General features: G+C 52.4%; 32 protein-coding genes and 2 pseudogenes. 33 read left to right on the plus strand and 1 reads right to left on the minus strand.

Features of this window, described 5'->3' with window-relative positions; translation table 11 throughout:
• Positions 1 to 74 precede the first annotated feature (74 nt).
• The 26 genes and pseudogenes from VN23_RS12515 to VN23_RS12620 all read left to right on the plus strand — a co-directional run bounded on the left by VN23_RS12515 (position 75) and on the right by VN23_RS12620 (position 16,702).
• On the plus strand, positions 75 to 542 hold the full coding sequence (locus tag VN23_RS12515; RefSeq protein WP_046352096.1) for a head completion/stabilization protein: 468 nt from the start codon (positions 75 to 77) through the stop codon (positions 540 to 542).
• Positions 542 to 748, plus strand: coding sequence for a tail protein X (locus VN23_RS12520; protein WP_046352097.1), 207 nt, complete (start codon positions 542 to 544; stop codon positions 746 to 748). The genes VN23_RS12515 and VN23_RS12520 overlap by 1 nt, the downstream gene beginning before the upstream one ends.
• A gap of 4 nt (positions 749 to 752) precedes the next feature.
• Positions 753 to 1,121, plus strand: a complete 369-nt coding sequence (locus tag VN23_RS12525; protein ID WP_046352098.1) for a putative holin — start codon at positions 753 to 755, stop codon at positions 1,119 to 1,121.
• Positions 1,118 to 1,354, plus strand: a pseudogene (locus VN23_RS22455) (phage holin family protein); the annotation flags it as partial. The gene VN23_RS12525 and the pseudogene VN23_RS22455, both read left to right, overlap by 4 nt.
• A gap of 64 nt (positions 1,355 to 1,418) precedes the next feature.
• Positions 1,419 to 1,883, plus strand: a complete 465-nt coding sequence (locus VN23_RS12530; RefSeq protein WP_046352099.1) for a D-Ala-D-Ala carboxypeptidase family metallohydrolase — start codon at positions 1,419 to 1,421, stop codon at positions 1,881 to 1,883.
• A pseudogene (gene lysB, locus VN23_RS12535) lies at positions 1,880 to 2,281 on the plus strand (Rz-like lysis system protein LysB); the annotation flags it as partial. The gene VN23_RS12530 and the pseudogene lysB, both read left to right, overlap by 4 nt.
• Entirely contained in the window at positions 2,205 to 2,423 is a 219-nt protein-coding gene (gene lysC, locus VN23_RS22155) for an Rz1-like lysis system protein LysC (RefSeq protein WP_231743254.1), read from the plus strand. The pseudogene lysB and the gene lysC, both read left to right, overlap by 77 nt.
• The gene (locus tag VN23_RS12540; protein WP_197432913.1) at positions 2,420 to 2,755 is read left to right on the plus strand and encodes a phage tail protein; all 336 of its coding nucleotides are present in this window, start codon (positions 2,420 to 2,422) and stop codon (positions 2,753 to 2,755) included. The genes lysC and VN23_RS12540 overlap by 4 nt, the downstream gene beginning before the upstream one ends.
• Positions 2,748 to 2,882 carry a hypothetical protein gene (locus VN23_RS22300; protein ID WP_257722028.1) on the plus strand — a complete coding sequence of 45 codons (135 nt, stop codon included), beginning with the start codon at positions 2,748 to 2,750 and terminating at the stop codon, positions 2,880 to 2,882. Before VN23_RS12540 ends, VN23_RS22300 begins: the two co-directional genes overlap by 8 nt.
• Positions 2,879 to 3,331, plus strand: coding sequence for a phage virion morphogenesis protein (locus tag VN23_RS12545; RefSeq protein WP_046352100.1), 453 nt, complete (start codon positions 2,879 to 2,881; stop codon positions 3,329 to 3,331). The genes VN23_RS22300 and VN23_RS12545 overlap by 4 nt, the downstream gene beginning before the upstream one ends.
• Positions 3,332 to 3,357: 26 nt before the next feature.
• On the plus strand, positions 3,358 to 4,074 hold the full coding sequence (locus tag VN23_RS12550; RefSeq protein WP_231743255.1) for a phage baseplate assembly protein V: 717 nt from the start codon (positions 3,358 to 3,360) through the stop codon (positions 4,072 to 4,074).
• Complete coding sequence (locus VN23_RS12555; RefSeq protein WP_046352102.1) at positions 4,074 to 4,424, plus strand: GPW/gp25 family protein; 351 nt, start codon at positions 4,074 to 4,076, stop codon at positions 4,422 to 4,424. Before VN23_RS12550 ends, VN23_RS12555 begins: the two co-directional genes overlap by 1 nt.
• 3 nt (positions 4,425 to 4,427) lie before the next feature.
• On the plus strand, positions 4,428 to 5,327 hold the full coding sequence (locus VN23_RS12560; protein WP_046352103.1) for a baseplate assembly protein: 900 nt from the start codon (positions 4,428 to 4,430) through the stop codon (positions 5,325 to 5,327).
• Positions 5,320 to 5,868 (plus strand): phage tail protein I, encoded by a 549-nt coding sequence (locus VN23_RS12565; RefSeq protein ID WP_046352104.1) that lies wholly within the window; start codon positions 5,320 to 5,322, stop codon positions 5,866 to 5,868. The genes VN23_RS12560 and VN23_RS12565 overlap by 8 nt, the downstream gene beginning before the upstream one ends.
• Positions 5,865 to 8,609 carry a phage tail-collar fiber domain-containing protein gene (locus VN23_RS12570; RefSeq protein ID WP_062654906.1) on the plus strand — a complete coding sequence of 915 codons (2,745 nt, stop codon included), beginning with the start codon at positions 5,865 to 5,867 and terminating at the stop codon, positions 8,607 to 8,609. Before VN23_RS12565 ends, VN23_RS12570 begins: the two co-directional genes overlap by 4 nt.
• A 4-nt stretch (positions 8,610 to 8,613) precedes the next feature.
• Positions 8,614 to 9,165, plus strand: coding sequence for a hypothetical protein (locus VN23_RS12575; RefSeq protein ID WP_052746614.1), 552 nt, complete (start codon positions 8,614 to 8,616; stop codon positions 9,163 to 9,165).
• Positions 9,166 to 9,255: 90 nt separating this feature from the next.
• Positions 9,256 to 10,428, plus strand: coding sequence for a phage tail sheath protein (locus VN23_RS12580; RefSeq protein ID WP_046352578.1), 1,173 nt, complete (start codon positions 9,256 to 9,258; stop codon positions 10,426 to 10,428).
• Positions 10,429 to 10,443: 15 nt separating this feature from the next.
• The gene (locus VN23_RS12585; protein WP_046352209.1) at positions 10,444 to 10,953 is read left to right on the plus strand and encodes a phage major tail tube protein; all 510 of its coding nucleotides are present in this window, start codon (positions 10,444 to 10,446) and stop codon (positions 10,951 to 10,953) included.
• 18 nt (positions 10,954 to 10,971) lie between these two features.
• Complete coding sequence (locus VN23_RS12590; protein WP_046352210.1) at positions 10,972 to 11,265, plus strand: phage tail assembly protein; 294 nt, start codon at positions 10,972 to 10,974, stop codon at positions 11,263 to 11,265.
• Positions 11,266 to 11,273: 8 nt separating this feature from the next.
• Positions 11,274 to 11,390 (plus strand): GpE family phage tail protein, encoded by a 117-nt coding sequence (locus tag VN23_RS21550; protein WP_082752774.1) that lies wholly within the window; start codon positions 11,274 to 11,276, stop codon positions 11,388 to 11,390.
• Between the two features lie 3 nt (positions 11,391 to 11,393).
• Positions 11,394 to 12,107 (plus strand): DNA-methyltransferase, encoded by a 714-nt coding sequence (locus VN23_RS12595; protein WP_046352211.1) that lies wholly within the window; start codon positions 11,394 to 11,396, stop codon positions 12,105 to 12,107.
• Positions 12,107 to 14,695 (plus strand): phage tail tape measure protein, encoded by a 2,589-nt coding sequence (locus VN23_RS12600; RefSeq protein ID WP_046352212.1) that lies wholly within the window; start codon positions 12,107 to 12,109, stop codon positions 14,693 to 14,695. The genes VN23_RS12595 and VN23_RS12600 overlap by 1 nt, the downstream gene beginning before the upstream one ends.
• On the plus strand, positions 14,695 to 15,105 hold the full coding sequence (locus VN23_RS12605) for a phage tail protein (RefSeq protein ID WP_046352213.1): 411 nt from the start codon (positions 14,695 to 14,697) through the stop codon (positions 15,103 to 15,105). Before VN23_RS12600 ends, VN23_RS12605 begins: the two co-directional genes overlap by 1 nt.
• Positions 15,102 to 16,157, plus strand: a complete 1,056-nt coding sequence (locus VN23_RS12610; RefSeq protein ID WP_046352214.1) for a phage late control D family protein — start codon at positions 15,102 to 15,104, stop codon at positions 16,155 to 16,157. Before VN23_RS12605 ends, VN23_RS12610 begins: the two co-directional genes overlap by 4 nt.
• Positions 16,158 to 16,224: 67 nt before the next feature.
• Positions 16,225 to 16,449, plus strand: coding sequence for a type II toxin-antitoxin system RelB family antitoxin (gene relB / locus VN23_RS12615; RefSeq protein WP_046352215.1), 225 nt, complete (start codon positions 16,225 to 16,227; stop codon positions 16,447 to 16,449).
• Positions 16,433 to 16,702 carry a type II toxin-antitoxin system RelE family toxin gene (locus VN23_RS12620; protein WP_046352216.1) on the plus strand — a complete coding sequence of 90 codons (270 nt, stop codon included), beginning with the start codon at positions 16,433 to 16,435 and terminating at the stop codon, positions 16,700 to 16,702. The genes relB and VN23_RS12620 overlap by 17 nt, the downstream gene beginning before the upstream one ends.
• 406 nt (positions 16,703 to 17,108) lie before the next feature.
• Here VN23_RS12620 and VN23_RS12625 read toward each other — a convergent pair whose 3' ends face one another.
• Positions 17,109 to 17,561 carry a helix-turn-helix domain-containing protein gene (locus tag VN23_RS12625; protein WP_082752775.1) on the minus strand — a complete coding sequence of 151 codons (453 nt, stop codon included), beginning with the start codon at positions 17,559 to 17,561 and terminating at the stop codon, positions 17,109 to 17,111.
• A gap of 41 nt (positions 17,562 to 17,602) precedes the next feature.
• On the opposite strand from VN23_RS12625, the gene VN23_RS12630 reads away from it, so the two are divergent.
• The 7 genes from VN23_RS12630 (at position 17,603) to VN23_RS12660 (ending at position 22,553) form a co-directional block, all read left to right on the plus strand.
• Entirely contained in the window at positions 17,603 to 17,884 is a 282-nt protein-coding gene (locus VN23_RS12630; RefSeq protein ID WP_046352217.1) for a hypothetical protein, read from the plus strand.
• 110 nt (positions 17,885 to 17,994) lie between these two features.
• Entirely contained in the window at positions 17,995 to 18,252 is a 258-nt protein-coding gene (locus VN23_RS12635; RefSeq protein WP_156455198.1) for a hypothetical protein, read from the plus strand.
• 81 nt (positions 18,253 to 18,333) lie between these two features.
• Complete coding sequence (locus tag VN23_RS12640) at positions 18,334 to 18,795, plus strand: hypothetical protein (RefSeq protein WP_046352219.1); 462 nt, start codon at positions 18,334 to 18,336, stop codon at positions 18,793 to 18,795.
• Positions 18,792 to 20,699: a replication endonuclease gene (locus VN23_RS12645; RefSeq protein WP_052746616.1), complete on the plus strand. Its 1,908-nt coding sequence runs from the start codon at positions 18,792 to 18,794 to the stop codon at positions 20,697 to 20,699. Before VN23_RS12640 ends, VN23_RS12645 begins: the two co-directional genes overlap by 4 nt.
• 81 nt (positions 20,700 to 20,780) lie before the next feature.
• Entirely contained in the window at positions 20,781 to 21,020 is a 240-nt protein-coding gene (locus VN23_RS12650) for a hypothetical protein (protein ID WP_046352220.1), read from the plus strand.
• A gap of 160 nt (positions 21,021 to 21,180) precedes the next feature.
• The gene (locus VN23_RS12655; RefSeq protein ID WP_046352221.1) at positions 21,181 to 21,411 is read left to right on the plus strand and encodes a DUF4224 domain-containing protein; all 231 of its coding nucleotides are present in this window, start codon (positions 21,181 to 21,183) and stop codon (positions 21,409 to 21,411) included.
• Positions 21,411 to 22,553: a tyrosine-type recombinase/integrase gene (locus VN23_RS12660; protein ID WP_052746617.1), complete on the plus strand. Its 1,143-nt coding sequence runs from the start codon at positions 21,411 to 21,413 to the stop codon at positions 22,551 to 22,553. The genes VN23_RS12655 and VN23_RS12660 overlap by 1 nt, the downstream gene beginning before the upstream one ends.
• Positions 22,554 to 22,769 lie beyond the last annotated feature (216 nt).

Below are 22,769 nucleotides of genomic sequence, written 5' to 3' on the forward strand. Positions count from 1 at the left end.
AGGGGGAGGCGAATCCTTTTAAGGTTTTTCAAATCCCCCTCCACCTCTTCTTCAAAAGGGCAAAAGGGCAAAACATGGGATTTATTGCAGCACAAAAAAATGGCGAAACCTTGGAACCGCTGATTAAAAACAGCGGCTTCTGGCCAGATATCGATATGGCCGACGCGCACTTAGCTTTACGCCTCGATGGCACAGTCACCGAGCCAAGGCTAAGAGTGGCGCTGATTGCGGCGATGGCCAGCGCGAATCAAGACCTACGCAAATTTAAAGCCAAGCATCTGGCCGATGGCATCCAGAACTTGGCCGAGGTTGAAAGCGAAACACTGGATTGCCAGAGCGTATTAGTCAGCCATTACATCCGCGCGGTGTACTGCTTAGCCAAAGCCAACCTGACCGAGCGTTACCTTGATTTTGATAGCACCGGCGACGGCCACAACAAGGCGGATCAATTGCTTGACCCCATCGAAGACCTACGCCGTGACGCACGTTGGGCGATTCGAGACTTACTCGGATCAAACCGCGCCAGTGTCGAGCTGATCTGATGCAGGTCGTTGCAAGCCAGGGCGACACGCTGGACGAGATCTGCTTTCGGGTTTACGGCAAAACCGCCGGTATCACTGAGGCCGTGCTCGCCGCCAATCACCGGCTGGCCGATATGGGGCCAGTGCTCAAAATGGGCACCGTGGTTGAGCTGCCCAACGTCAGCCCACCCGAAGCTAAAAAAACCATCATTCAACTATGGGACTAACCCAATGACCGAACCCCTCACCGGCACTGCCGCTTCATTCACCGTATTTTTACTCACCATTGCGGGGCTATTTTCAGGCATCCACGCCGACGTATTGATGGGCAGTTTTGCGGGGGCCGTGGTGTTTATCATGACCGCGCAAAAGCTCAGCGTTTTACAGAAGATCGTTTTCTTTTTAACCGCATTTGTGGCCGGTTGTGTCGCTGCCAAACTGGTGGCGGATCTGATCGCCATTCCCCTACCGGCTTCGATTGTGGTTAGCGAAGGCATCGGCGCACTGATTGCGGGAGCGATCAGCATGAAGCTGCTGCAATGGCTGATCTTGCGAGCCGAACACCCCGAGGACTTGCTCAATATCAGGGGTAAAAAATGAACCTCTATTTACTCATCAGCGTGCTGGCCTGCCTCTTTGCGGCGCTCAGCATTGCCCTATTCAATCGAAACAGCAAAGCCCATCGCCTAGGCATTTGTATTTTTGCTTATGGCTTAACCGTCTATTACGGCCTGACTGCTATTCGCCTACTGATGGGCATCACGGCCACCAGTCCCACACACACCTTTTTACTGCTGTTTAGCGGTGTTTATTTCTGCTTTAAGCGCGGCAACGTCAGCGATTTATGGGCCGCTTTGGCATGGCCTATTCAGAAATTATTAAACAAGGAGCCTCACATTGAACACCTCGCCCCAGCTCTCCCCGCACTTCAGCCTGCGCGAATTCACCGCCAGCCAAACCGCAGCTCTGTACAACATCGACAACAGCCTGCCCGTAAACATGCTCGAAAACGCGGCGTACACCTGCGAGCAACTCGAAAAAGTCCGAGCCATACTCGGAAACAATCCCCTCATTATTACTAGCGGCTGGCGTAACCCTGCATTAAATAAAGCGGTCGGTGGCAGCGCCAGCAGCGATCACGCCACCGCCCGCGCTGTAGATATTCGCTGCCCGAAGTTTGGCACAGCCAGAACGATTGCAAGGACTTTGGCCGCCTCTAACATCGAGTTCGATCAATTGATTTTAGAGTCCCCCACGCTGCCAAGTGCATGGGTACACATCGGCTTTCGTAAAGGGGCCAACCGGCGGCAAGTGCTAACTAAGTTTGCTGGAAATAAAACCTATTTTGCGGGGATTAAATGAGCCGACTCACCGCCCTTGCCCTTGTTGCCTTGTGCTTTCTGGCCGCGCTACTGATTGCAATCAATTTGCACCAAGGCCAGAAGCACAAAGCCGAGTTGCTGCAAATAGAACTCAGCGCTAGCGAGCAAGACAAGGCCCAGCAAGCGGCCTTGCTTGTGCAGCTTTACAAAGTCAGTAGCGACAACGACAGCGCCCAAGCCGACTTACGCAGCAGCCTTGAAAGCGTCAACACCGCGCTACTTCAAAACAAACGCGCCATGGAGCAACTTAAAAATGAAAGCAAAGAAGTCAGGGATTGGGCTGATACTCGCCTGCCTGCTGATGTTGTCCGCCTGCGCCAGCGCCCCGAAATCGCCAGCGGTGCAGCTTATCGAGATTGGCTGTCCCACCGTGACGGCTTGCCGCCTGCCAGCGATCCAAGCCCAAACCAACGGCGAGCTAAATCAAGCGATTGATGATCTGGAAGCCGCGTGGCATCACTGCGCGGCGCAAGTCGATATGGTGCTGAAGTGCCAACAAACCGCTAAGGCCGCCCAATGATTAAGCCTGCCGACCTACGCGAATACCTGTCTAAAACAGTGCGCCACCTTGCCCACAACCCCGATAAGCTCGCCATTTTTATTGATGAAGGCAAGCTGATTGCCACAGCGGGCAAGTCGCTTTCTTTTGAGTATCAATACACGCTCAATCTGATTATTCAAGACTACGCCGACCATCCCGACACCATTATGGTGCCGATGCTGGCTTGGGTAAGCAGCAATCAGCCCGAGCTGTTTAGTAATGTAGACAAGCGCCAGAATGGCATTAGCTTTGAAGCGGATATCCTGGAACCACGACACCATCGACCTTGCAATCAAGATCAATTTGACTGAACGCGTGGTGGTGCGAGAGGTAGACGGCAAGCCCGTCATCACCCATTACGGCGAGCCGCCGCTGGATGAATACTCGGGGCAAGATTGGGCTTTATTCTTGCGCGATCAGCCGTGGCCAGTTGAATGAGCGACAACTTTAAAGAGCTGGAAGGCTGGGCTTCAGGCTTGCTTGGCAATCTGGACGCCAAAGCATTACGCGCCATGAATAAAAAGCTAGCGACCGAGCTACGCAAGCGCCAGCAAGCCCATATCGCCGCCAATCAAAACCCAGACGGCACGCCCTACGCACCCCGCTTGCCGCAGATGCGAAAGAAAGGCGGACGCATTAAGCGCAAGATGTTTACTAAACTGCGCACCGCCCGCCATCTTAAAACCCAAAGCAATAGCGATGCGGCCGCCGTACATTTCAGCCCCAGCGCCAACCGCCTTGCCCGCGTTCACCATTTTGGTTTAGTCGATAGGGTCAATGCCAAGCGCGGCATCAGGCACAAATACGCGGTGCGTGAATTGCTAGGGTTTAATCAAAGCGACGATGAGTTCATCGCCGACACCCTCCTCAGCCAAATCAGCAAGTAATGTAAAAGCCCACCTCACACCCGCCCGTGCGTGAACATCGCGCACCGGCGCGGCACTATGGCGCAATGAATCAAACAGCCGAACATTCCCGAATTTTAGAAAGCCTGATCCGCATCGGCACCGTGGCCGAAGTGGATCACGACAACGCGCTCTGCCGTGTGCAAAGCGGCGAACTGCTGACCGACTGGCTACCGTGGATTACCGCGCGTGCGGGCAAGGTGCGGATCTGGAATCCGCCCAGCATCGGCGAGCAAGTCGTTCTATTTAGCCAATCCGGCGAAGTGGGCGCGGGCGTGCTTTTACCTGGGCTATTTTCAGACGCCTTTCCGCCGCCCAGCCATGACGCCAGCGTCACTTGCATCGCGTTTCCGGATGGGGCGCTAGTTAGTTACAACCACGGCAGCGGCGCATTGAACGCCACCGGCATCAAAACCGCGCTGATTCAAGCCTCGGATCATGTCACCGTCGATTGTCCTGAAACGACCACCACCGGCAACCTCACCGTCGGCGGGGATCTGAGTGTTAAGGGCGACAGCACACTAAAAGGTAAAGCGGATGTACTGGGCGCGTTTAGCTACGCCGCAGGCATGAGTGGTACCGGCGGGGCAAGTGGCGGCGCAACGACGATTACTGGCCCGATTACCCAAAGCGGCGGCGCGATTACCAGTAATGGCGTGGTTTTAGATCGCCACACCCATGGCGGCGTACAGTCTGGCGGTAGTAGCACCGGCGGGCCGAAATAATGGCGGGCCTAAACAGACACAGCGGCCATGCGATTGATGATCTGGCGCATATCCAGCAATCAGTGGCCGATGTACTCACTACTCCGCTGGGTAGCCGCTTAATGCGCCGCGACTATGGCTCTGAAATTCCCGCGCTAATCGATCAGCCTTTAAATGGGGCTACCCGCTTGCGCGTGATGGCCGCAACCGCCACCGCGCTTAAAAAGTGGGAACCCCGTATCCGCGCCCAGCGCGTCACTTTAGAGCTGGGCCAGCAACACGGCTCACTCAGCATCACGCTAGAAGCCGAACGCATCGATGGCCCACGCGGCCAGCAGTCGGTGGCGCTTTCTATTCCTCTGCGAGCCTAAGCCATGAAAAGCCAAGAAGTAGACCTCTCCCGCTTACCCCCGCCCAAGCTCATCGAGGCGCTGGATTTTGAAACGATCTTTAAGGAGCGCAAAACCAAGCTAATCGAGCTATACCCCGATGCGGCCGCCGTGCTGAGCCTGGAATCGGAACCGCTCACCAAGCTGTTACAAGAAAACGCTTACCGCGAATTGATCCAGCGGCAACGGATTAACGAACGCGGCGCGGCTTGCATGTTGGCGTTTAGCCAGGGGAATGATTTAGATAATCTAGTGGCTAATTTTAATGTGCAGCGCTTTGTCATTTCGCCCGCCAATCCAAACGCGGTACCGCCCACCGATGCGATTTTAGAAACCGATGATTCATTACGCGCACGCGGCCAGCGGGCTTTTGAAGGCTTAAGCGTGGCAGGGCCAAGGTCTGCTTATATATTCCACGCGCTTTCGGCTGACGCCCGCGTGGCCGATGCAAGCGCCATCAGTCCCCAGCCCTGTGAAGTAGTGGTCAGTGTGCTGGCGAATGATGGCGACGGCAGCGCACCCGCTGATTTACTTAGCAAAGTAAAGCTAGCGCTATCAGGTGAAGAGGTGCGGCCCGTCGGCGACCGGCTTACCGTGCAGTCGGCCAAGATCGTCAATTACGCTATCACCGCCGTTTTATATCTTTACCAAGGCCCAGAAAAAGGCCCGATTTTAGAAGCCGCCCACGCCCAGCTTAAAAAATACATCAGCACCCAGCGCCGCATGGGGCGCGATATTCGGCAATCGGCCATCTTTGCCGCGCTGCATGTAGAAGGCGTCCAGCGGGTCGAACTCGTGTCGCCGGCCAAAGATGTGGTGCTTGATGAAACACAAGCCGCGCATTGCACCGCCGTGGATATCAGCGTCGGCGGCATCGATGACTAAATCACTGCTCCCTACTGGCTCCAGCAAGCTAGAGCGCGCCATCGCCCAAAGCTGCCAATCAGGGCAAGAGCTGCCTATTTTGCTGGCGGCGCTTTGGAATGCCGACACCTGCCCCAAAGCCGCCTTACCGTATTTAGCCTGGGCTTTCTCAGTAGACCGATGGGACGAGAACTGGAGCGAACCAGTACAGCGGGAAGTGATTCGCCAATCGTTCTTTGTACATCAGCACAAGGGCACCATCGGCGCATTAAAACGCATCGTCGAGCCGCTGGGTTATCGCTTAGAGATCACCGAATGGTGGGAAGAAAACCCCGTCGGCCCGCGTGGCACCTTCAAGCTGGAAGTCAAAACCATAGACCAAGGCATGACCGAAGAAACCCAGATCGAGCTGAATTATTTAATTGACGAAGCCAAGCCGCTCTCGCGCCACCTGATCGAAATGAATATCAGCGTCGAGCCGCGTGGTTTGCTCTATATCGGCATCGCGGAATATCAGGGCGAAGTCATCAATATCTACCCGAAGGCCACAAGCACACCATGACCCAAAAATACTTTGCCATCCTCACCCAATACGGCGCGGCCCAGATTGCCGACGCCACCGCGCAAAAAAAGACCATCCATATTGAAAAAATGGCCGTGGGTGATGGCGCGGGCAAAGACACCGTCCCCAATGACAAGCAAACCAAGCTCATCAAAGAAAACTACCGCAGCGCTTTAAACTCGCTTAAATCCGAAGCGGGCAAGAATACGGTGATTGCTGAACTCATCATCAAGGAAACCATCGGTGGCTGGTGGATTCGGGAAATGGGCCTGTATGACGACAAAGGCGGCTTAGTGGCCGTTGCCAACTGCCCCGCCAGCTATAAGCCGCAATTAGCCGAAGGATCGGGCAAAGTACAAACTCTGCGTATGGTGTTTGTGGTCAGCAACACCGCCGCCGTCACGATCAGCGCAAGCCTAGATATTGGGATCGCCAGCATTGAGCTGGTCGAAGAAACCATGAAGAAACATATCAAGGACGACGATCCGCATTCAAAAGATTATTACAATAAAAAAATCACCGATAAAACCAACGCAGACTTAAAAAAAGACCTCACCGCCACCGCCGTCAAAGAGGGGAGCCGTGGGCGCGATGAAGCGACAAAATACGCAGACGGCAGCAAGGTCGCCTTAACCGGCAATCAAACCATTGCAGGAAATAAGACACTGACCGGCGACACCGTCGTCAATAAGATCACCGCCAAGGTGGACGTCGTTTCAGAAAATTCTTTGATTGCGATGCGCGACAATCCCAAATATGCCCCCGCAGTCAATCTCAGCAACAAAGCCTTAAGCAAAGCGGTAACGGATGCTTTACCCAATGGCAACTCAGAGCAAGTCGGCGCTTATTTAACCTATGCCGCCGATACGGAGTCCGGCTCTTTCCGTAAAACCGGCTCTTTAGAATTTAGAGTGGATAAGGAAGGGCTGACCCGTTCCATGTGGTCGGTCAACCACCGCGACGGCACATCAGGCGTGGTCGTCTTAAGCAAAGGTAGTTGCTCCTTTCCGGTGCCTATCTCTGCTCCTGATCCAACTCAAACGGCCAATGACTCATTTAAAGTGTCATCAAAATGGGTGAATGACAAATTAGCGCCCTACTACCAAGAGCTGCCGCTGCTGCCCTCTGTTTCTGATTTAAATGATTACATCAATGATGGCTACACCTTCCAAGCCACCAATGTAAACGCAGCCAAAGGCACCAACTACCCCGTCCCGCTGGCGGGCCTGCTTGAAATCAAGGCCAACGGCACTTCATACATTTATCAGAAATACACCACCTACGATAAATCTGAACAATTCACCCGCACACGATCCGCCAACCTGTTGTGGGCAGCGTGGGTAAAAGAAGTCAACGAGCAAAGCGGTATTGCGACGGACTCACAAAAACTGGGCGGCAAGCTGGCAAACATGTACACGCTCAAAAGCGAGGCCGACGAGCGTTACCCAATATTTGCCGACTTAGGGGGCAAAGGGCTGGCACTTGAGGGGTGTGTAAACACTAACGCAAAAGGTCAAATTTCTAATGCAGTAGAGAACGACTGGACGCAGGGTGCATTCCACAACAGCAATCAGCCCACGGCACTAGACAACAAAACAGCCTGGCTTGCCTCAATGCAAACTCAGTACAGCCAAGGCTATTCAGTCATCAGCAAAATCGGCACTTACCGAAGTGGCTGGCAGTTTGGCGCGTCTATGGTTTTTCAAATGACGGGCGAAGCAAACCGCCCTCTGGGACTTTGGGAGATGCGGCAAGATGGCGCGTTTATTTCAAAACACCTCACACTCAATAAAACAGCAGAGCCTGCCGACTTCTCAAAAATCGTATTTGAAAAAAAATACCCTAGCGCCGAAAAGCAAATTTTAGGGGCAATCACTTGGGACTCTTTCAGGGATGTTTCCGCCGTATCCAATGTTGCCGCCATCTGGGCAGAAGGTGCAGGCACCGCTGCCAATTGGGGGGAGCTGCATTTTGGCGTCACCACCAATGGCGACGGCAACCTGCCGACTAAAATCATGTCGATCAGCGATGGCCGAGTTCTCACCAGCCAACTGCATACCTATTACCTAAAATCACGCGATCCAGCGGGCAGCATTGCGGATAGGGCCAGAGATTACGATGGCGTATCGAGCCTGCTGCGCTGGCAAAACTACGGCAACGGCCATGTGATCTTTGACGGCAGCAATGGCTTATCCCCTAGTGGCGGTGGAGTTAGCGTAGCCAATGCCACCGAGCCTTGGAGAGAAGCCTTCCCCGTTTTAATGGGCTGGAATGGTGAGAATACCCATGGTGTTCGTGTTGACTCATGCCGAACGGCTGACAAGCTGCTCGATGGCTCTTTCGGCGTACCAACCGGCGTCCCCGTCCCATGGCCCAGCAACACCCCGCCCGCTGGCTGGATCTTTTTACAGGGCCAGGGCATTAACCCAGCCGAAGCCCCTGTCCTTGCTTCGCTCTACGGTGCCACCCTGCCCGACCTGCGCGGCATGTATATCTCAGGCTGGGATGCGGGGCGCGGTATTGATCCGGGGCGAACCGTATTGAGCTATCAGGCCGCCAATGTGGGCGAACACCAGCACACCGTCCCCTTTGATGATGGCGGCTGGCTGCCTTACTCAGGTGGCGGGGGCCAGCCAGGGGTTAACTATGTGCGCCCCCAACCACGGGCTACGGTAGACGGTCCACAGGGCAGAACGCACCCGGATAACGTCGCATTTAATTACATCGTTCGGTGGGGATAATCCAATGCTTAAGAACACCACAAAACCAGACAACACCCGCCCGGAACAGCGGCCAGAAACAAAACCCTTGCAGCCGGTTTCTTTCGATCAAGACGGCTTTGCCAGTCATGACGGCATCGTGGCTTGCTTTTGCCACGACACCCACACGCTCGAATATATCGGCAAGGCTGAAATGTGGGTGTCTAAAGATTGCGGCTTGCCTGCCGGTGCAGTGCTAGACGCGCCTAAGCTCAGGCCCGCTAAAAATAAAGCCGTCATTCGGAATAAGGCCGATCAGTGCTGGGCGCTGATTGAGGATTATCGAAAGATGATCGCTTACCAGACCAGCGACGGCGCAGCGCGTTTAATTGATACGCTAGGCCCCATCCCCGAAGACTTCACCCTGCTACCGTATTTTGAAGGGGCGGTCTGGAACGGTAAAAAATGGCTGCCAGGTATTCAAGCCATTCCGCTGGTTTTAGCGGAAAGCGAGCAAGACCAGCTCACCGCTTTGCATGACAAATTAGCGCGTATGGAAGCCTTGCTGGCTCAGGTACTCAGCGAACCTGCTGTTTGATGGTGTCGTTCCCCGCTTCACAATCCCCAGTGAAAGCCAAGTAAAACAGAATCGCCCATGATGGCTCGGTCAATTCAAACCGAGGAAACCATGAGCGATCAATTCCACCATGGTGTGCGCGTCATCGAGATTAACGAGGGTACGCGCACCATTCAAACTATTAGCACCGCTGTCATTGGCTTGGTCTGCACGGCCCCCGATGCAGACGCAAAATTCTTCCCACTCAATCAGCCGGTGCTGATCACCAGCGTTCAAAAAGCTATTGGCAAAGCAGGCACTAAGGGAACGATGCTGCGCACGCTGAATGCCATCGCTAAACAAACTAATCCCATCATCGTGATGGTGCGCGTCGAACAAGGCGCGGACGAAAAAGAAACCGAAAAGAACATCATCGGTGGCACCGATGAAACAGGCCGCTTCACCGGCCTTAAAGCCTTGCTCGCGGCCAATAGCATCGTGCATGTAAAACCGCGCATTCTAGGCGTGCCAGGCTACGACACTTTGCTGGTCGCCAACGAGCTGGCAACCATTTGCCAGAAGCTACGCGCCTTTGCCTACATCAGCGCACGCGGCTGCAATAGCGTGGAAGAAGCGCTGGAGTATCGCGCCAACTTCGGCCAACGTGAGCTGATGCTGATCTGGCCAGACTTTAAAAACCCGAACTGGTCGGGGCTGGATGATGAAGGCCTCGACTTAGCCGTCGCCTACGCCATCGGCTTACGCGCCAAGCTGGATAAGGACGTGGGCTGGCATAAGACGCTTTCTAATGTGGTGATTAATGGCGTGACCGGCTTAAGCCAAGATGTGTTTTGGGATCTGCAAGACCCCGACACCGACGCGGGCCTGCTCAATGGCAAAGATATCACCACCATCGTACGTGCCAAGGGCTTTGTGTTCTGGGGCAATCACACCCTTTCTGCTGATCCGCTGTTTCAATTTGAGAACTACACCCGCAGCGCCCAAGTCATCGCCGACACCATGGGCGAGGCGCATATGTGGGCTATCGATCAGCCGATGACGCCGAGCTTAGCCAAAGATATTTTAGAAGGGATTAATGCAAAGGGCCGCGCGTGGGTTTCAGCCGGTTACTTGATGGGCTTTAACGCTTGGCTGGATATCGAGGCCAACGGGAAAGAAGATCTGAAGGCGGGCAAGCTCACCATCGATTACGACTACACCCCCGTCCCGCCGCTGGAAAACCTAGAGCTGCGCCAGCGTATTACCGATAAATACCTAATGGAATTTGGCGCAAGCGTCGGCTAATCAAGGGGAATCAATATGGCATTACCAAGCAAGCTCAAAGGCTTCAACGTCTTTATGGACGGGATTAATTTTGTGGGCAAAGTAAGCGAAGTCACCTTACCCAAGCTCAGCCGCAAAATGGAAGAGTATCGGGGCGGAGGCATGGGTGGCACGGTCGATATCGATCTGGGCCTTGAGAAGCTCGAAATGTCGGCCACCTACGGCGGCTTTATGCGCGAGATTTTTACGACGTTTGGCGCGGCCACACACGACGCCGTGCTGATTCGCTTTGCCGGTGGCTATCAGCGGGAAGACTCAGAAGAAGTCGACGCAATCGAAGTCATCATGCGCGGTCGTCACAAAGAAATCGATATGGGCAGCGCCAAGCCTGGCGAAGATACCGAGTTCAAAGTATCTAGCTCACTTAGCTATTACAAGCTAACCCTTAACGGCAAAACGCAAGCTGAAATCGACACCGTAAACATGATCGAAATCATCGACGGCGTAGACCGCCTTGCCAAAATGCGCAGCGCCATTGGCCTGTAATTAAAAGGATTTAAAAAAATGACTCACCCAAACACCGTAGAACTCGATACCCCACTGATTCGCGGCGATCAAACGATTAGTAACATTACCCTAATCAAACCCAAAAGCGGCGCATTGCGTGGCGTGAAGCTGGGCGACTTGCTGCAGATGGATGTGGAAGCCATCACCAAGGTATTGCCGCGTATTTCAGACCCTACGCTCACCGAGCAGGATGTCCGCAATTTAGACCCTGCCGACCTGCTGCAATTGGCAGGGATTACCGCCGGTTTTTTATTGCCGAAGGACGCCAAGGTGGACTACCCGCAAGCGTAAATTCAGCCATGGCCGATATCGCCATGGTATTTCATTGGCCCCCGGAGGCGATGGACAACATGACGGTATCGGAGTTGATGGAATGGCGCGAAGAAGCGCGCAAACGACACAACCCAGAAAAATAATAAATGATAAATAAACTCCATCGCGGCGACAGCCTGCCCTTTTTAGAATCCCTCCCCGCCGCTCTGGTCGATGCGCTGATTACTGACCCGCCTTATGCCTCGGGCGGCTTACATATCGGCTCTAAAAGCCGCAGCACCTCTGATAAATATCAGAACGGCGGCACCGCTCGCAAATACCCCGAATTCACCGGCGATCACCGCGACCAACGCGCCCACCTGCGCTGGATGACGCTCTGGCTGTCTGAGTGCCTGCGCGTCATGAAAGACGGCGCGCCCATTTGCCTCTTTACCGACTGGCGACAATTGCCGCTGACCACCGACGCCTTGCAAGTCGCGGGCTTTACTTGGCGCGGCATTGCCGTCTGGGACAAGGGCGAAGGCGTGCGGCCTCAGATGGGGCGCTTTAGAAATCAGGCGGAATACATTGTGTGGGGCAGCAAAGGCCATATGCCAAACGAGCGTGATGTCGGCGTATTGCGCGGTGTTTACAAGGAAGTGGTCAAGCAAAAAGACAAGTTCCATGTCACCGGCAAGCCGACCGACTTAATGCGCGACCTCATCAAGATCTGCGAGCCTGGCGGTTTAATTCTTGATCCTTTCGCCGGATCAGGCTCCACCCTGCTTGCCGCTGAATTGGAAGGCTACGACTGGCTGGGCTGTGAGTTAAGCGAGGAATACAAAAATATTGCCTTAGAACGATTGGCACAGGAGCACTAATGAGCGCGGCGCGAAATTTACGACTAGAAGTGGTTTTAAAAGCGATAGATAAATTCACCGCGCCGTTTAAAGGGGTACTGAATCAAAGCAAGGCGGTATCAAAGCAAGTCAGCGCACTTAAAAACAAGATGAAAGACTTGGATAAAACCCAAGGCCATATCGATTCATTTAAAAAGCTCAGCCGAGATACCGCTCAATCTTCTCTGCAAATGAAAGCGGCACAGGAACGCGCCAGCGCACTAGGTAGAAGCCTAGCCGCCACCGCCAACCCCACTAAAAAAATGAGCGCGGAATTTAACCGCGCTAAAAAAGAAGCCGCAGAATTAGCGGCAAGGCACACTCAGCTTGTCAGCCGACAACAAAGCCTGCGCACGTCCTTAAATGCGGCGGGCGTCTCTACGCGTAATCTGTCCCAGCATCAGCGCGAACTCAGGCAAAACGCCGCCAGCACAACCGCTGCTCTGCAAAGAGAACAACAGCAGCTGGAACGCTTAGGCCGACAGATGCAGCGCCAACACGCGGCCAGAGCAACTTACGACCGAAGCATGAACGCCAGAAACAATCTGGCGGGAGCCGGTGCCGGTATGGCGATTGCGGGCGGCGGTGCGCTGTATGCGGCCAAGCGTGTGATGGCTCCAGGCTTAGACTTTGATGCGGAAATGTCCAGCGTACAGGCGCTCACCCGACTGGATAAAAACGGCCCCCAGCTCGCGGCCTTACGCAAACAGGCGCGAGAATTAGGCGCGGCCACCAGCTTTACCGCCAACGAAGCCGCACAGGGGCAAGGCTTTTTAGCGATGGCGGGCTTTGATCCGACCGCGATTCAAAAGGCCATGCCTGGCGTACTTGATTTAGCCAAGGCCGGACGGGTAGAACTGCCCGCCGCTGCCGATATGGCCTCTAATATTCTGACCGGCTTTAAGCTGAACGCTGAACAGATGGGCCGCGCGGGCGATGTACTGGTCGGCACTTTCACCCGCTCGAATGTCGATTTAAGAATGCTGGCCGAGTCGATGAAGTACGCCGCGCCGGTCGCTGCCAGTCTGGGCGTAGATCTGGAAACCGCCGCCGCGATGACCGGTAAGCTAGGTGACGCGGGGATTCAAGCTAGTATGGGCGGCACGGCCTTACGCGCCATTATGTCCCGCCTAGCGGCTCCTCCCAAAATGGCCGCAGAAGCCATCAAAGAACTCGCCCTACAGACCAAAGATGCAAAGGGCAATCTGCGCGACCTGCCGACGATCCTTGCTGAGCTGGAAGCCAAAACCAAAAACATGGGGAACGCCCAGCGGGCGGGATACTTTAAGCATATTGCGGGCGAAGAAGCTTTTAGTGCCTTGAGCGTGCTCACTGCACAAGCTGGTAGCGGCAAGCTGCAAGAACTAATTGCCACCCTCAGACAATCCGCCGGTGAAGCCAGCGCCAATGCAAAGACCATGAGCGACAACGCGGCGGGCGATATCAAGACGCTGCAATCGGCTTGGGAAGATGTGGGCATTGAAATGTTTGAAGGGAGCAATAGCCCTTTGCGCGAGCTGCTGCAAAATATCACCGACGTCATCCGAAAAGGGGGCGAATGGATGAAGGCCAACCCTCAACTCGCTGCCACCCTTGTCAAAGTCAGCGTATCGGCTGCCGCCATCGTGGCGATATTGGGCGGCTTAGCGCTATCCGCAGCGGCGCTATTAGGCCCGTTTGCCATGATTAAATTTGCTTTAACGACGCTTAATATTCAAATAGGCATCGGCTCAGTCTTAGCCAGAGCGGCCACATGGAGCTATGGCCTGTTGACCGGCGCTCTAAGCATGGCCGGTAATGCCGCATTATTTATGGGCCGCGCCCTGCTGATGAATCCTATCGGCCTATTAGTCACGGGCATCGCCATTGCAGCCCTGTTGATTTACAAATATTGGGAACCCATTAAGGCTTTCTTTAGCGGCCTATGGGATCAGATCAAAGCCGCCTTTCATGGTGGCATTGCAGGTATCGGCGCATTAATCCTGAATTGGTCGCCACTAGGTTTGTTTTACAGCGCCTTTGCAAAAGTCTTCAGCTGGTTTGGCCTGGAACTCCCCGCCACATTTACTGGCTATGGCCAGATGATGGTCGACGGCTTATGGCAAGGGATCGCGGGCAAGTGGGACTGGTTAAAAGGGAAGTTTTACGAGCTGGCCAAAATGCTGCCCGAGCCGGTACAAAAGGCGCTCGATATCCACTCGCCCTCCCGCGTGTTTGCCCAGATCGGGCGGCATACCGTCGCGGGCTTGGATCAAGGTTTAAGCGATAGCCAGCAAGCGCCACTCGATACCATTAAAAACATGGCCCGCAAAATGGCGACCGCTGCCGGTGGCCTGATGATTGGCGGCACCAGCTTGGGGGCTATGGCCGACGTCAAGCTGGATCAGCGCCCGCCCATGTATGCGCAAAGCAACTACGGCCAAAGCCCAGCGCCATCGATCCAGATCACGATCAACGCAGCGCCAGGGATGAACGAACAAACACTGGCCCAGCTGGTCGCGCAAGAAATCGCCAAGGCCGAACGCCAGAAGCAGGTGCGTAGCCGATCACGCTTAGGAGATAGCGACTGATGATGATGGTTTTAGGCATGTTTGTATTTGAGCTATCCAGTGCACCTTACCAAACATTGGAGCAGTCCAAATCATGGCGGCACGCCAGCCAAACACGAATCGGCATCGGCCCCGCTAATCAGTTTTTAGGGCCAGATGCGGAAACCATCGCACTGAGTGGCGTGTTGTATGAAGAACTAAACGCGGGCGAGGTTTCTTTGTTGGCGCTGGACGATATGGCCGACACAGGGGAAAAATATTTTTTAATTGAAGGCACCGGCTGGATTTATGGCGAATACGTCATCGAATCGATTAAAACCACCCGCACCTTGTTTTACAAAAACGGCTCAGCCCGCAAGATTGAATTTAACTTAAGCCTGAAGCGGATCACATCCGACCCTCTCGAAGCCATCATGGGCCTATTGCAATGAATGAAGGCCATAAATCCCCGCGCTTTAAAATTTTAGTGGGCAGCAAGGATATTTCTAAGCTGGTCAACGATAGGCTGGTATCGGTTGGCCTGACAGACAATCGCGGCTTTGAAGCGGATCAGCTCGATATTACGCTGGACGATAGCGACGGCCTGCTAGAGATTCCGCCACGCGGTGCCGTGGTCAGTGTGTCGCTGGGCTGGTCTGATAGTGGCTTAGTCGATAAGGGCCAATATACGGTGGATGAAGTCGAACACAGCGGCGCACCGGATCAGCTCACCATCCGCGCCCGCAGTGCCGATTTACGCGCGGGCTTGTCGGTTAAGAAAGAACGCTCCTGGCATCAAACCACCGTGGGCGCGATTGTTGAAACCATCGCCAAACAAAACAAGATCCAGCACCGGATCGGGCAAGGCTTAGCCGGGCAAGCCATCAATCACATCGACCAAACCAGCGAAAGCGACGCCAGCTTTTTAAGCCGTATCGCTAAAATGTTTGATGCGATTGCCACGGTAAAAGATAACAGCCTGCTGTTTATGAAAGCAGGCCAGGCCACCACGGCCAGCGGCAAGCCCTTGGGTAAAGTGCTGATTACGCGCCAATCAGGGGATAGTCATAGATTCGGTATTGCAGACCGGGGCGCATATAGCGGCGTGAAAGCCGCATGGCAAAACACCAAAACGGCCAAGAAAGAAACCACTACGGTAAAACGTAAGCCCAGAAAAAAAGCAGGCCCCGGGCAAGGTGAAGTCATCCAGGGCGCGGACGATAATGTCAAAACCCTAAGACACGTTTACGCCAGCAAAACCAACGCCGAACGGGCCGCAAAAGCAGAATGGGAAAAACTGCAGCGCGGCGTGGCTCAGTTCTCAATCTCCCTCGCCTATGGCCGCCCCGAACTCTTCCCCGAGCTACCCGCCAGCGTTTCAGGCTTTAAGCCCATTATCGATAAGCAAGACTGGATCATCAGCCGCGCCACGCATAGCCTGACAGATAGCGGCTACACCACGGCTTTGGAGCTGGAAGTAAAGGCTAGTGAGGTAGACGGGTAAAAACCAAGCTGGAACATAAGCCGAACATGTGCTATATGTGTATAGCAAACTCTAAAGGACGAAAGCGATGTTAGCAATCAGACTACCTGCCGAGATAGAAAGTCGCTTAGATTTTTTAGCGAAGAGTACCGGCAGGACTAAAACATTTTACGCCAAAGAGGCCATTCTTCAGCATCTGGATGATTTAGAAGACCTCTATCTGGCCGAACAACGCTTAAGTGCCATCCACTCTGGGCAAAGTAAAACCTATAGTTTAGAAGAAGTGGAGCGCAACCTTGGCTTGGCTGATTAAACTGGATGAAGAAGCTCAGAAAGATCTAGCCAAACTAGATAAACAAGTAGCACGACGAATTACGGCTTTTTTACGGGAGCGGGTAGCAACGCTAGAAGATCCACGCAGCATTGGTGAAGCCTTAAAAGGCTCTAAGCTCGGTGAATTCTGGAAGTACCGCGTGGGTGATTACCGACTTATCAGCAGCATAGAAGATGGCGCATTGCGCATACTGGTTGTGAAAATAGGTAATCGACGTGAAGTGTACAAATAGCTTTAAATCGAGCCAAGCCCCTTTTAAACAAAGGGGCTTTTTTATGCCTGTAACCTACACCGCTGCACTCGCATTAGGTGTCTGCACAAACGAATTAACTGGCGAGTGCATCCCTGCACAGTTTTCTATTTGCCTTCGTGAAGGAAGGTAATCTATGCCTACAGTAAGTCCAAGCAAAAATGCCAATACTAAACACACCGTATTAAGTAGCCATTTTGAAGCGGAAATATGAAAGTGTGCATGTTTAATCTTAATATCCTTACATGCAGTCATACCCGTGGAACCTAAGAATGTTCGATCTTTCATTTTGAATTAGCCATAAAAAAACCCGCCACATTGCGGGTTCAATTAGCAAAAAAACAGCGTTCACAATATAAACGCTGTTTTTTTTAATGGCCGTTCACATTCAAAATTTAAAAGTTTGATCACCATGAATGGTCAAATCACCCTCAATTACTTTGCCGACTCCCCCAACATATTTCTGCTGAACTACTACCTGCTTATCAACGCCTGCATGGGCCATTGATAAAAGAGCAGTCCGCACCGACGGCGTCGCAGCACGTAAAGCAGAAATCATCTGTTGCTCTTCTGGAGACAAAAGACCTGCGGTACGTTCTCCCGTCACAATGTACTGAACATCCGCGCCTATATCAGAGAATGGTAATAGTACAGAAATGGGGGGATTAGTTTTATTTTTTTCGTAGCCATAAAGAGAGTCAACTGAGATACCAAGCGCCTTTGCTGCTGCTTCTTGTGACAAACCAAGCCGCTTTCTTTCCTCTTTTAGGCGAGCAGAAACACCGACCATTCTCTGCTTTACGTTTGACAACCCCGAAGATGATACGGATAATCTATTCATAGATTCTAGCAAGTCTCTTAGTGTCACTCTAAACAGCCTTAATGGTAGCGCAAACAATGGAAGAAAACGATTCAGGCGATCAAAGCATGCCTAGGGCACCACGCGGCATGCTCAGCCGCAGAGGGATAAATTTACGCCTCAAGGAAATTGAACACCCTGTTGTGAGTGGCATCGCCAAGCAAGAATCAAGATCAGTCGCTTCTATGTGCCGGTTGCTCTTATTAGAGGGTTTGGCGTCTCGAGGTATAGAAGTCCCCGAGGAAGAACTAGAAAGCATCGAAGACGTAGCCTTAATCAGTACAGAACAAACGGTAATGGCTTAGTGCCTGCCTAAGTGCCCCTAAGAAATATAAGCGTTTTACCCGACGAATGGTAGTCGTTTGTGGCTCTGCCTTTTGCTTTTGTAATTTTTGTTAGCTTTGGAGTAATCATCATGGCCGTAGAAATTCGTTGTCCCGCTTGTGGCGGTAAAACATCTACACGCAATAGCATTCAATTGACTGCAAAGCTTAGAAGTGCAGAAATTGTGTGCCGAAACTGCAATAGACCGAGCGATGTCATGATTGAAGTCACCAACAATTACAATGTAATAAAAGAAAAAAACCCACTCTTACACACCTACAAAATCGGCGACTGGCACAAAGAAAAAGCCGCTAATGACTCCGAAGAACAACTTCCCCTCGCGCTATAACCCGAAGTAATTCCCCTTTTATCTAAGCCTTCCCGCGCCTGTTTAACAGCCGCAGGGGCTTTGTCACGTCTGGATAAAACAATGCCCGCTATTGCAGAGCAATTACCCCAGCCCTTTACGCCAAGAATCATCAATACATTGGAGCCTAAACGCTGCAATGTAACGAAAATCAAAATGAGTCCGCGTGAATGTGCTGTCGCAATGGTCAGCGGCTATCCAGACATGCCCAAGAGTGAAAGCAAGCGAGAACGCCCCGCCTTTATCTATGCCGACGACGGCGAAGAAGTGCTCGCCACGCTCAAACCACAGCGCAAACCTTTGCCGGTATTGAATCAGGAAGAAAACCAAGAGCTGGCCGATTTATTAGCTTGGGCACAAAAAGCCGATACAGCGATCCATGCCCGCATGGCCCGCCTCAATCAGTTCGACTTGCCCCAAGAATCCGCCAAGCTCAAACAGATGCGCGGCTTGCTGGGGTGCTTGATCGTAGAAGGTGAAACAACGCTACAAAACGCGTGGTATGCCAAGGCGACCGCGCAATGAATCCAAAATTCAATTTGCAAGAATGGCTGGAAACCGCCACAGATAGCGAGTGCCGCGCCAAGGCTAAAGAATTTGCCGTCCGTTGCTCAAGTATCGAAGAGCCACTGGAGTTGCTAGAAATGGTGGTTTCGCGTGGCTGGATCGTACTACCCGAGCACGGCGTAAAACATCTTGACTACAAAAAAATGAAACCGGCCCAGCGCCGCTATGTGCTGGAGCTGGCCGCGCGAATCAAGTCAGATAAGTGGTGGAGTAAGCGCTTGCGTACGCTCGCCATCCGCGCCGCCGAAGCCCGCGCTTATTCCTACGGTATTGGCATGGGTAAGGATAAAGCGTATGTCAGCACTTGGAATTTAGAGCGGATGGTGATCCGCGCCCAGCAAGGCGCGGTGGCCATGGCCGAAGCGGTGGCTATTTCGCCCGATGGTGAAGTCATCGATATGGCCGATGTGCTGGAAGGCAGTATGGCCAACGGCAAAAACAAGCGCACCGAGTTGATAGTTCGTACCAAGGGCATGGCCGAACGGGCTCAAGAACTAGGCTACCGCGCTTACGCCATTACCCTGACTGCGCCAGGCTGCTACCACCGCTGCACCAGCGTCGGCGAAAAGCCGCACTTAAAACTGATCCTCAATAAAAAATGGAATGGCTTTAGCCAGCAACAAACCGCCAGCTATTTGACTAAGTGCTGGGCGCAATGCCGTACCCAATTTAGCAAATCCGAAATTGATTTTATGGGGCTGCGCACTTTAGAGCCGCACAAAGACGGCACCCCGCACTGGCACTTAATCTTTTTTGTGAAGCCGCAAAACGCCAGCGAAGCTCTTAAGATCATCCGCGATAAATATCTACATGCCGAGAGTCAGGAGAAAAACGCCCAAAAAGTCCGCGTAAAGATCGACGCAATCAAGCCACGCAAAGGCCAAGACATGGTTTACGCCGCCGTGGCCTATGCCATTGCCTACATCGCTAAAAATATCGATGGCTATAAAGTGGACGGCGATACCGAGGCGGGCATGAGTGCCATCAACGGCGCACAGCGTGCAACGGTCTGGGCACGTATTTTGGGCCGTCGTCAGTTCCAGATGTTTGGCACAGCGCCGGTCACGCCTTACCGCGAATCCCGACGCGTGCGCAAAGACGCTGAAACCCTACTAGAAGAACTGATCGCGCAGGATAAAGAGCCGGCCATTGTCGAAGCCGCTAAGGGATTAATCGACGGCAATCTAAAGCCCTGCATTACCGAAGCCATGAAGGCCATGAGATCAGGCCGTGCCGATGTACTCGCACCTCTCACCGCTTTACGCGATTTACACCTTGATGGCCAGATCGTTTGCCCTACCCGTATTTTGGGCAGCGCATGGGACGCCGCCGACAAGGGCGACTTTCGCGCCTATATGGTCGCCATGGAAAACGACCCACTGGAGCTGGTAAAACGCGAACAAATCAACGGTTATGGCGAAGTGGTTGCAGTCATTTGCGGCGTAAAGAGCCAACGCGGCCAAGTGCTTACCCATAAGGAAGGCTGGAAAGTGCAGGGTGCCAAAGGCAAAGCGCGGCTGGGCAAAGCTTGCCACGCCCAAAAAGGCCCATTTAAGGGTGCATCACATATCGAATACAGCCCGCACGAAGTCGCAGAAATGAAACGCGCCCAAAAGCAGAAACAAGAGGCTGTGTTTTTAGGTGTGGCCTTTGCCGCTGAAGCGAAGCGCAAGCGTCGGGAGAGGGCGAAGCCTTCGACCCTAGGTCATGTGGCATTAACTGTTTCTTGCACTTTGGATCAGGCACTTAATGATAAAGGCATAAGAAGAGAAGAAGCCCCACCGGATCTAAGCGAGCGGGCCAGATTAAACGCCCAGAAGTACGGCGCTCAGGCTTATCTCGACGCCAAAAACAAAAATTAAAGCACGACCAAGGCACTGCTACGCCTGCCGCATCTAACCCGACGTATGCAGCATTCATTGATCTAAATAGGAATCTGAACCATGAGCGACAAGATAGACCAAGCCAGCGATGTATCAGAGCTGATGCGCTGCAACGCCATAGCCGCCCACTTCGCCAGCGCAAAGCTAAACAAAGATAAAACCCCTCAGCCAAGCGGGGAATGCCGCTGGTGCAGCGCGGTCGCCGTCAATGATGCGGTGTTCTGCTGCGAGGAATGCGCCAAGGACTGGCAAGGGTATAACGCCACGAAGCAAAAAGCCCAGCGCATTGCAGGCAGATAAATGGAAATAAAGCGGATATCCGAACTCACCGAGAGCGGCCACTACTGGTGGCGGGCTCACCCAAAGCAGGACTGGCAAGTTTTATATATCGCCAACCCCGAAAGATTAACTTATGGCATGGCGAGCTTTGAATTCGTTGGACCAATACAGGAGCCAAAACATGAGCAGCATTAGAATTAATAAAGAAGAACTCATCGAGCTAACAGGGAAGCAGCAAACATCAGCACAAGTAAAATGGTTTAAACAGCATTTAAATATCAATATTGCTTGTGATGCGAAAGGGCCAATCCTTAATCATGCAATTTACAGTGAACTATTAAAAAAACAATATGGCCTGATACCTGAAGCCCCCAATGCTGTTAAACGCCCACAAGTAATATTGAGAAACTAATGACTCGAAAACGTGAGAAAAATAAGGGACTAACCAATAGCAGGATTTATATTAAAAATAATCGCTATTATTTTTTCTCTGCCAATTACACAATTAGCCCAATTGATGGGAAGGCAAGGCAGTGGCATAGCCTTTGCCTAGTTTCAGATGGTGAATTAAATGCAAGGCTTGCCGCGCAAAAAATAATTAGCCATAACACTCAAACAGATGAAGAAGGCAACTTTCCTACCCACTTTAAAAACTATGCATCTTATGTCTTTAAAAAGCGAGCGAAAGAAGCCCCAAAAGATCTACCACGCTTGCTGATGCACGAAACAGCCAATAAGAATTTAAATGGTATATTTGAAACGATTGAAACCGCATTTCGCCAATTTAATATTGTTGATGTACTTCCTGTTGATATCGCCTCTTTTGTTGACCAGTGGGAAGGTAAAAGAATGGCGCAGGTGTATCAATCGAGGTTATCTGATTTTTTTAAATGGGCGTGTCGGAGAGGATACAGAGCAGAAAACCCATGCAGAGAAATATCCGTCGCCAAGCCGAAGAAACGAAGCCGCTATATCACCGACGATGAATTTAACGAGGTAAAAGAAGCGCTATTGATGGGGCTAGATGGCCAGCCAACACGAAGTGGCAAAATGGTCAGTTGCTACGTGGATCTTTGTTTCTTGCTGTACCAGCGAACAACAGAAATAAGATTGCTGCGCTGGGATCAAATCACATCCGAAGGAATTTTATTTACGCCGACCAAAACAGAAAAAAGCAGCGGTGCAAAAGTACAAGTTCCAATGACCCAAGCAGTACAGGATGTTTTAAGTAGAGCAAGACAAGCGTATCCAGAGCGCGAGATCAAATCAGAGTATGTAATCCACACTCATGATTTAAAGCCTTACACGACTACAGGAATAGGCTCAGCGTGGAAACGTGCAGCGCAACGAGCAGGTGTTAGCAATGCAACGCTAAAAGACTTACGAGCAAAGGCAATGACCGATGCAAAGCGGGATGGCTATACAGTGAAGCAAATCAGTGTTGGCGGTGCGCATACTGATGAAGAAATGACCGAGAGCTACATCAAGCTCAGGGAAACACCAGTCAGCGAGGTAGTTCTCAAGCTACCAGTAAAAAAACAGCCCGAAAAATAGCCCGTAAGAATGCCGTTTTCTCTGCTTTTTTCCTCGCTTTGCGGGATTATATTAGAACATCTTCTAATATAACGGGCAAAACAAAAGGGCTAGCTTTCGCTAACCCTTTGTTTTTATTGGTCGGAATGAGAGGATTCGAACCTCCGACCCCTTGCACCCCATACTTACAGATCACCACACAACCGCTTTAAAAACAATAAGTTACATCTTTACACT

Origin of the sequence: Janthinobacterium sp. B9-8 (assembly GCF_000969645.2) — a bacterium.
GTDB lineage: Bacteria > Pseudomonadota > Gammaproteobacteria > Burkholderiales > Chitinibacteraceae > Iodobacter.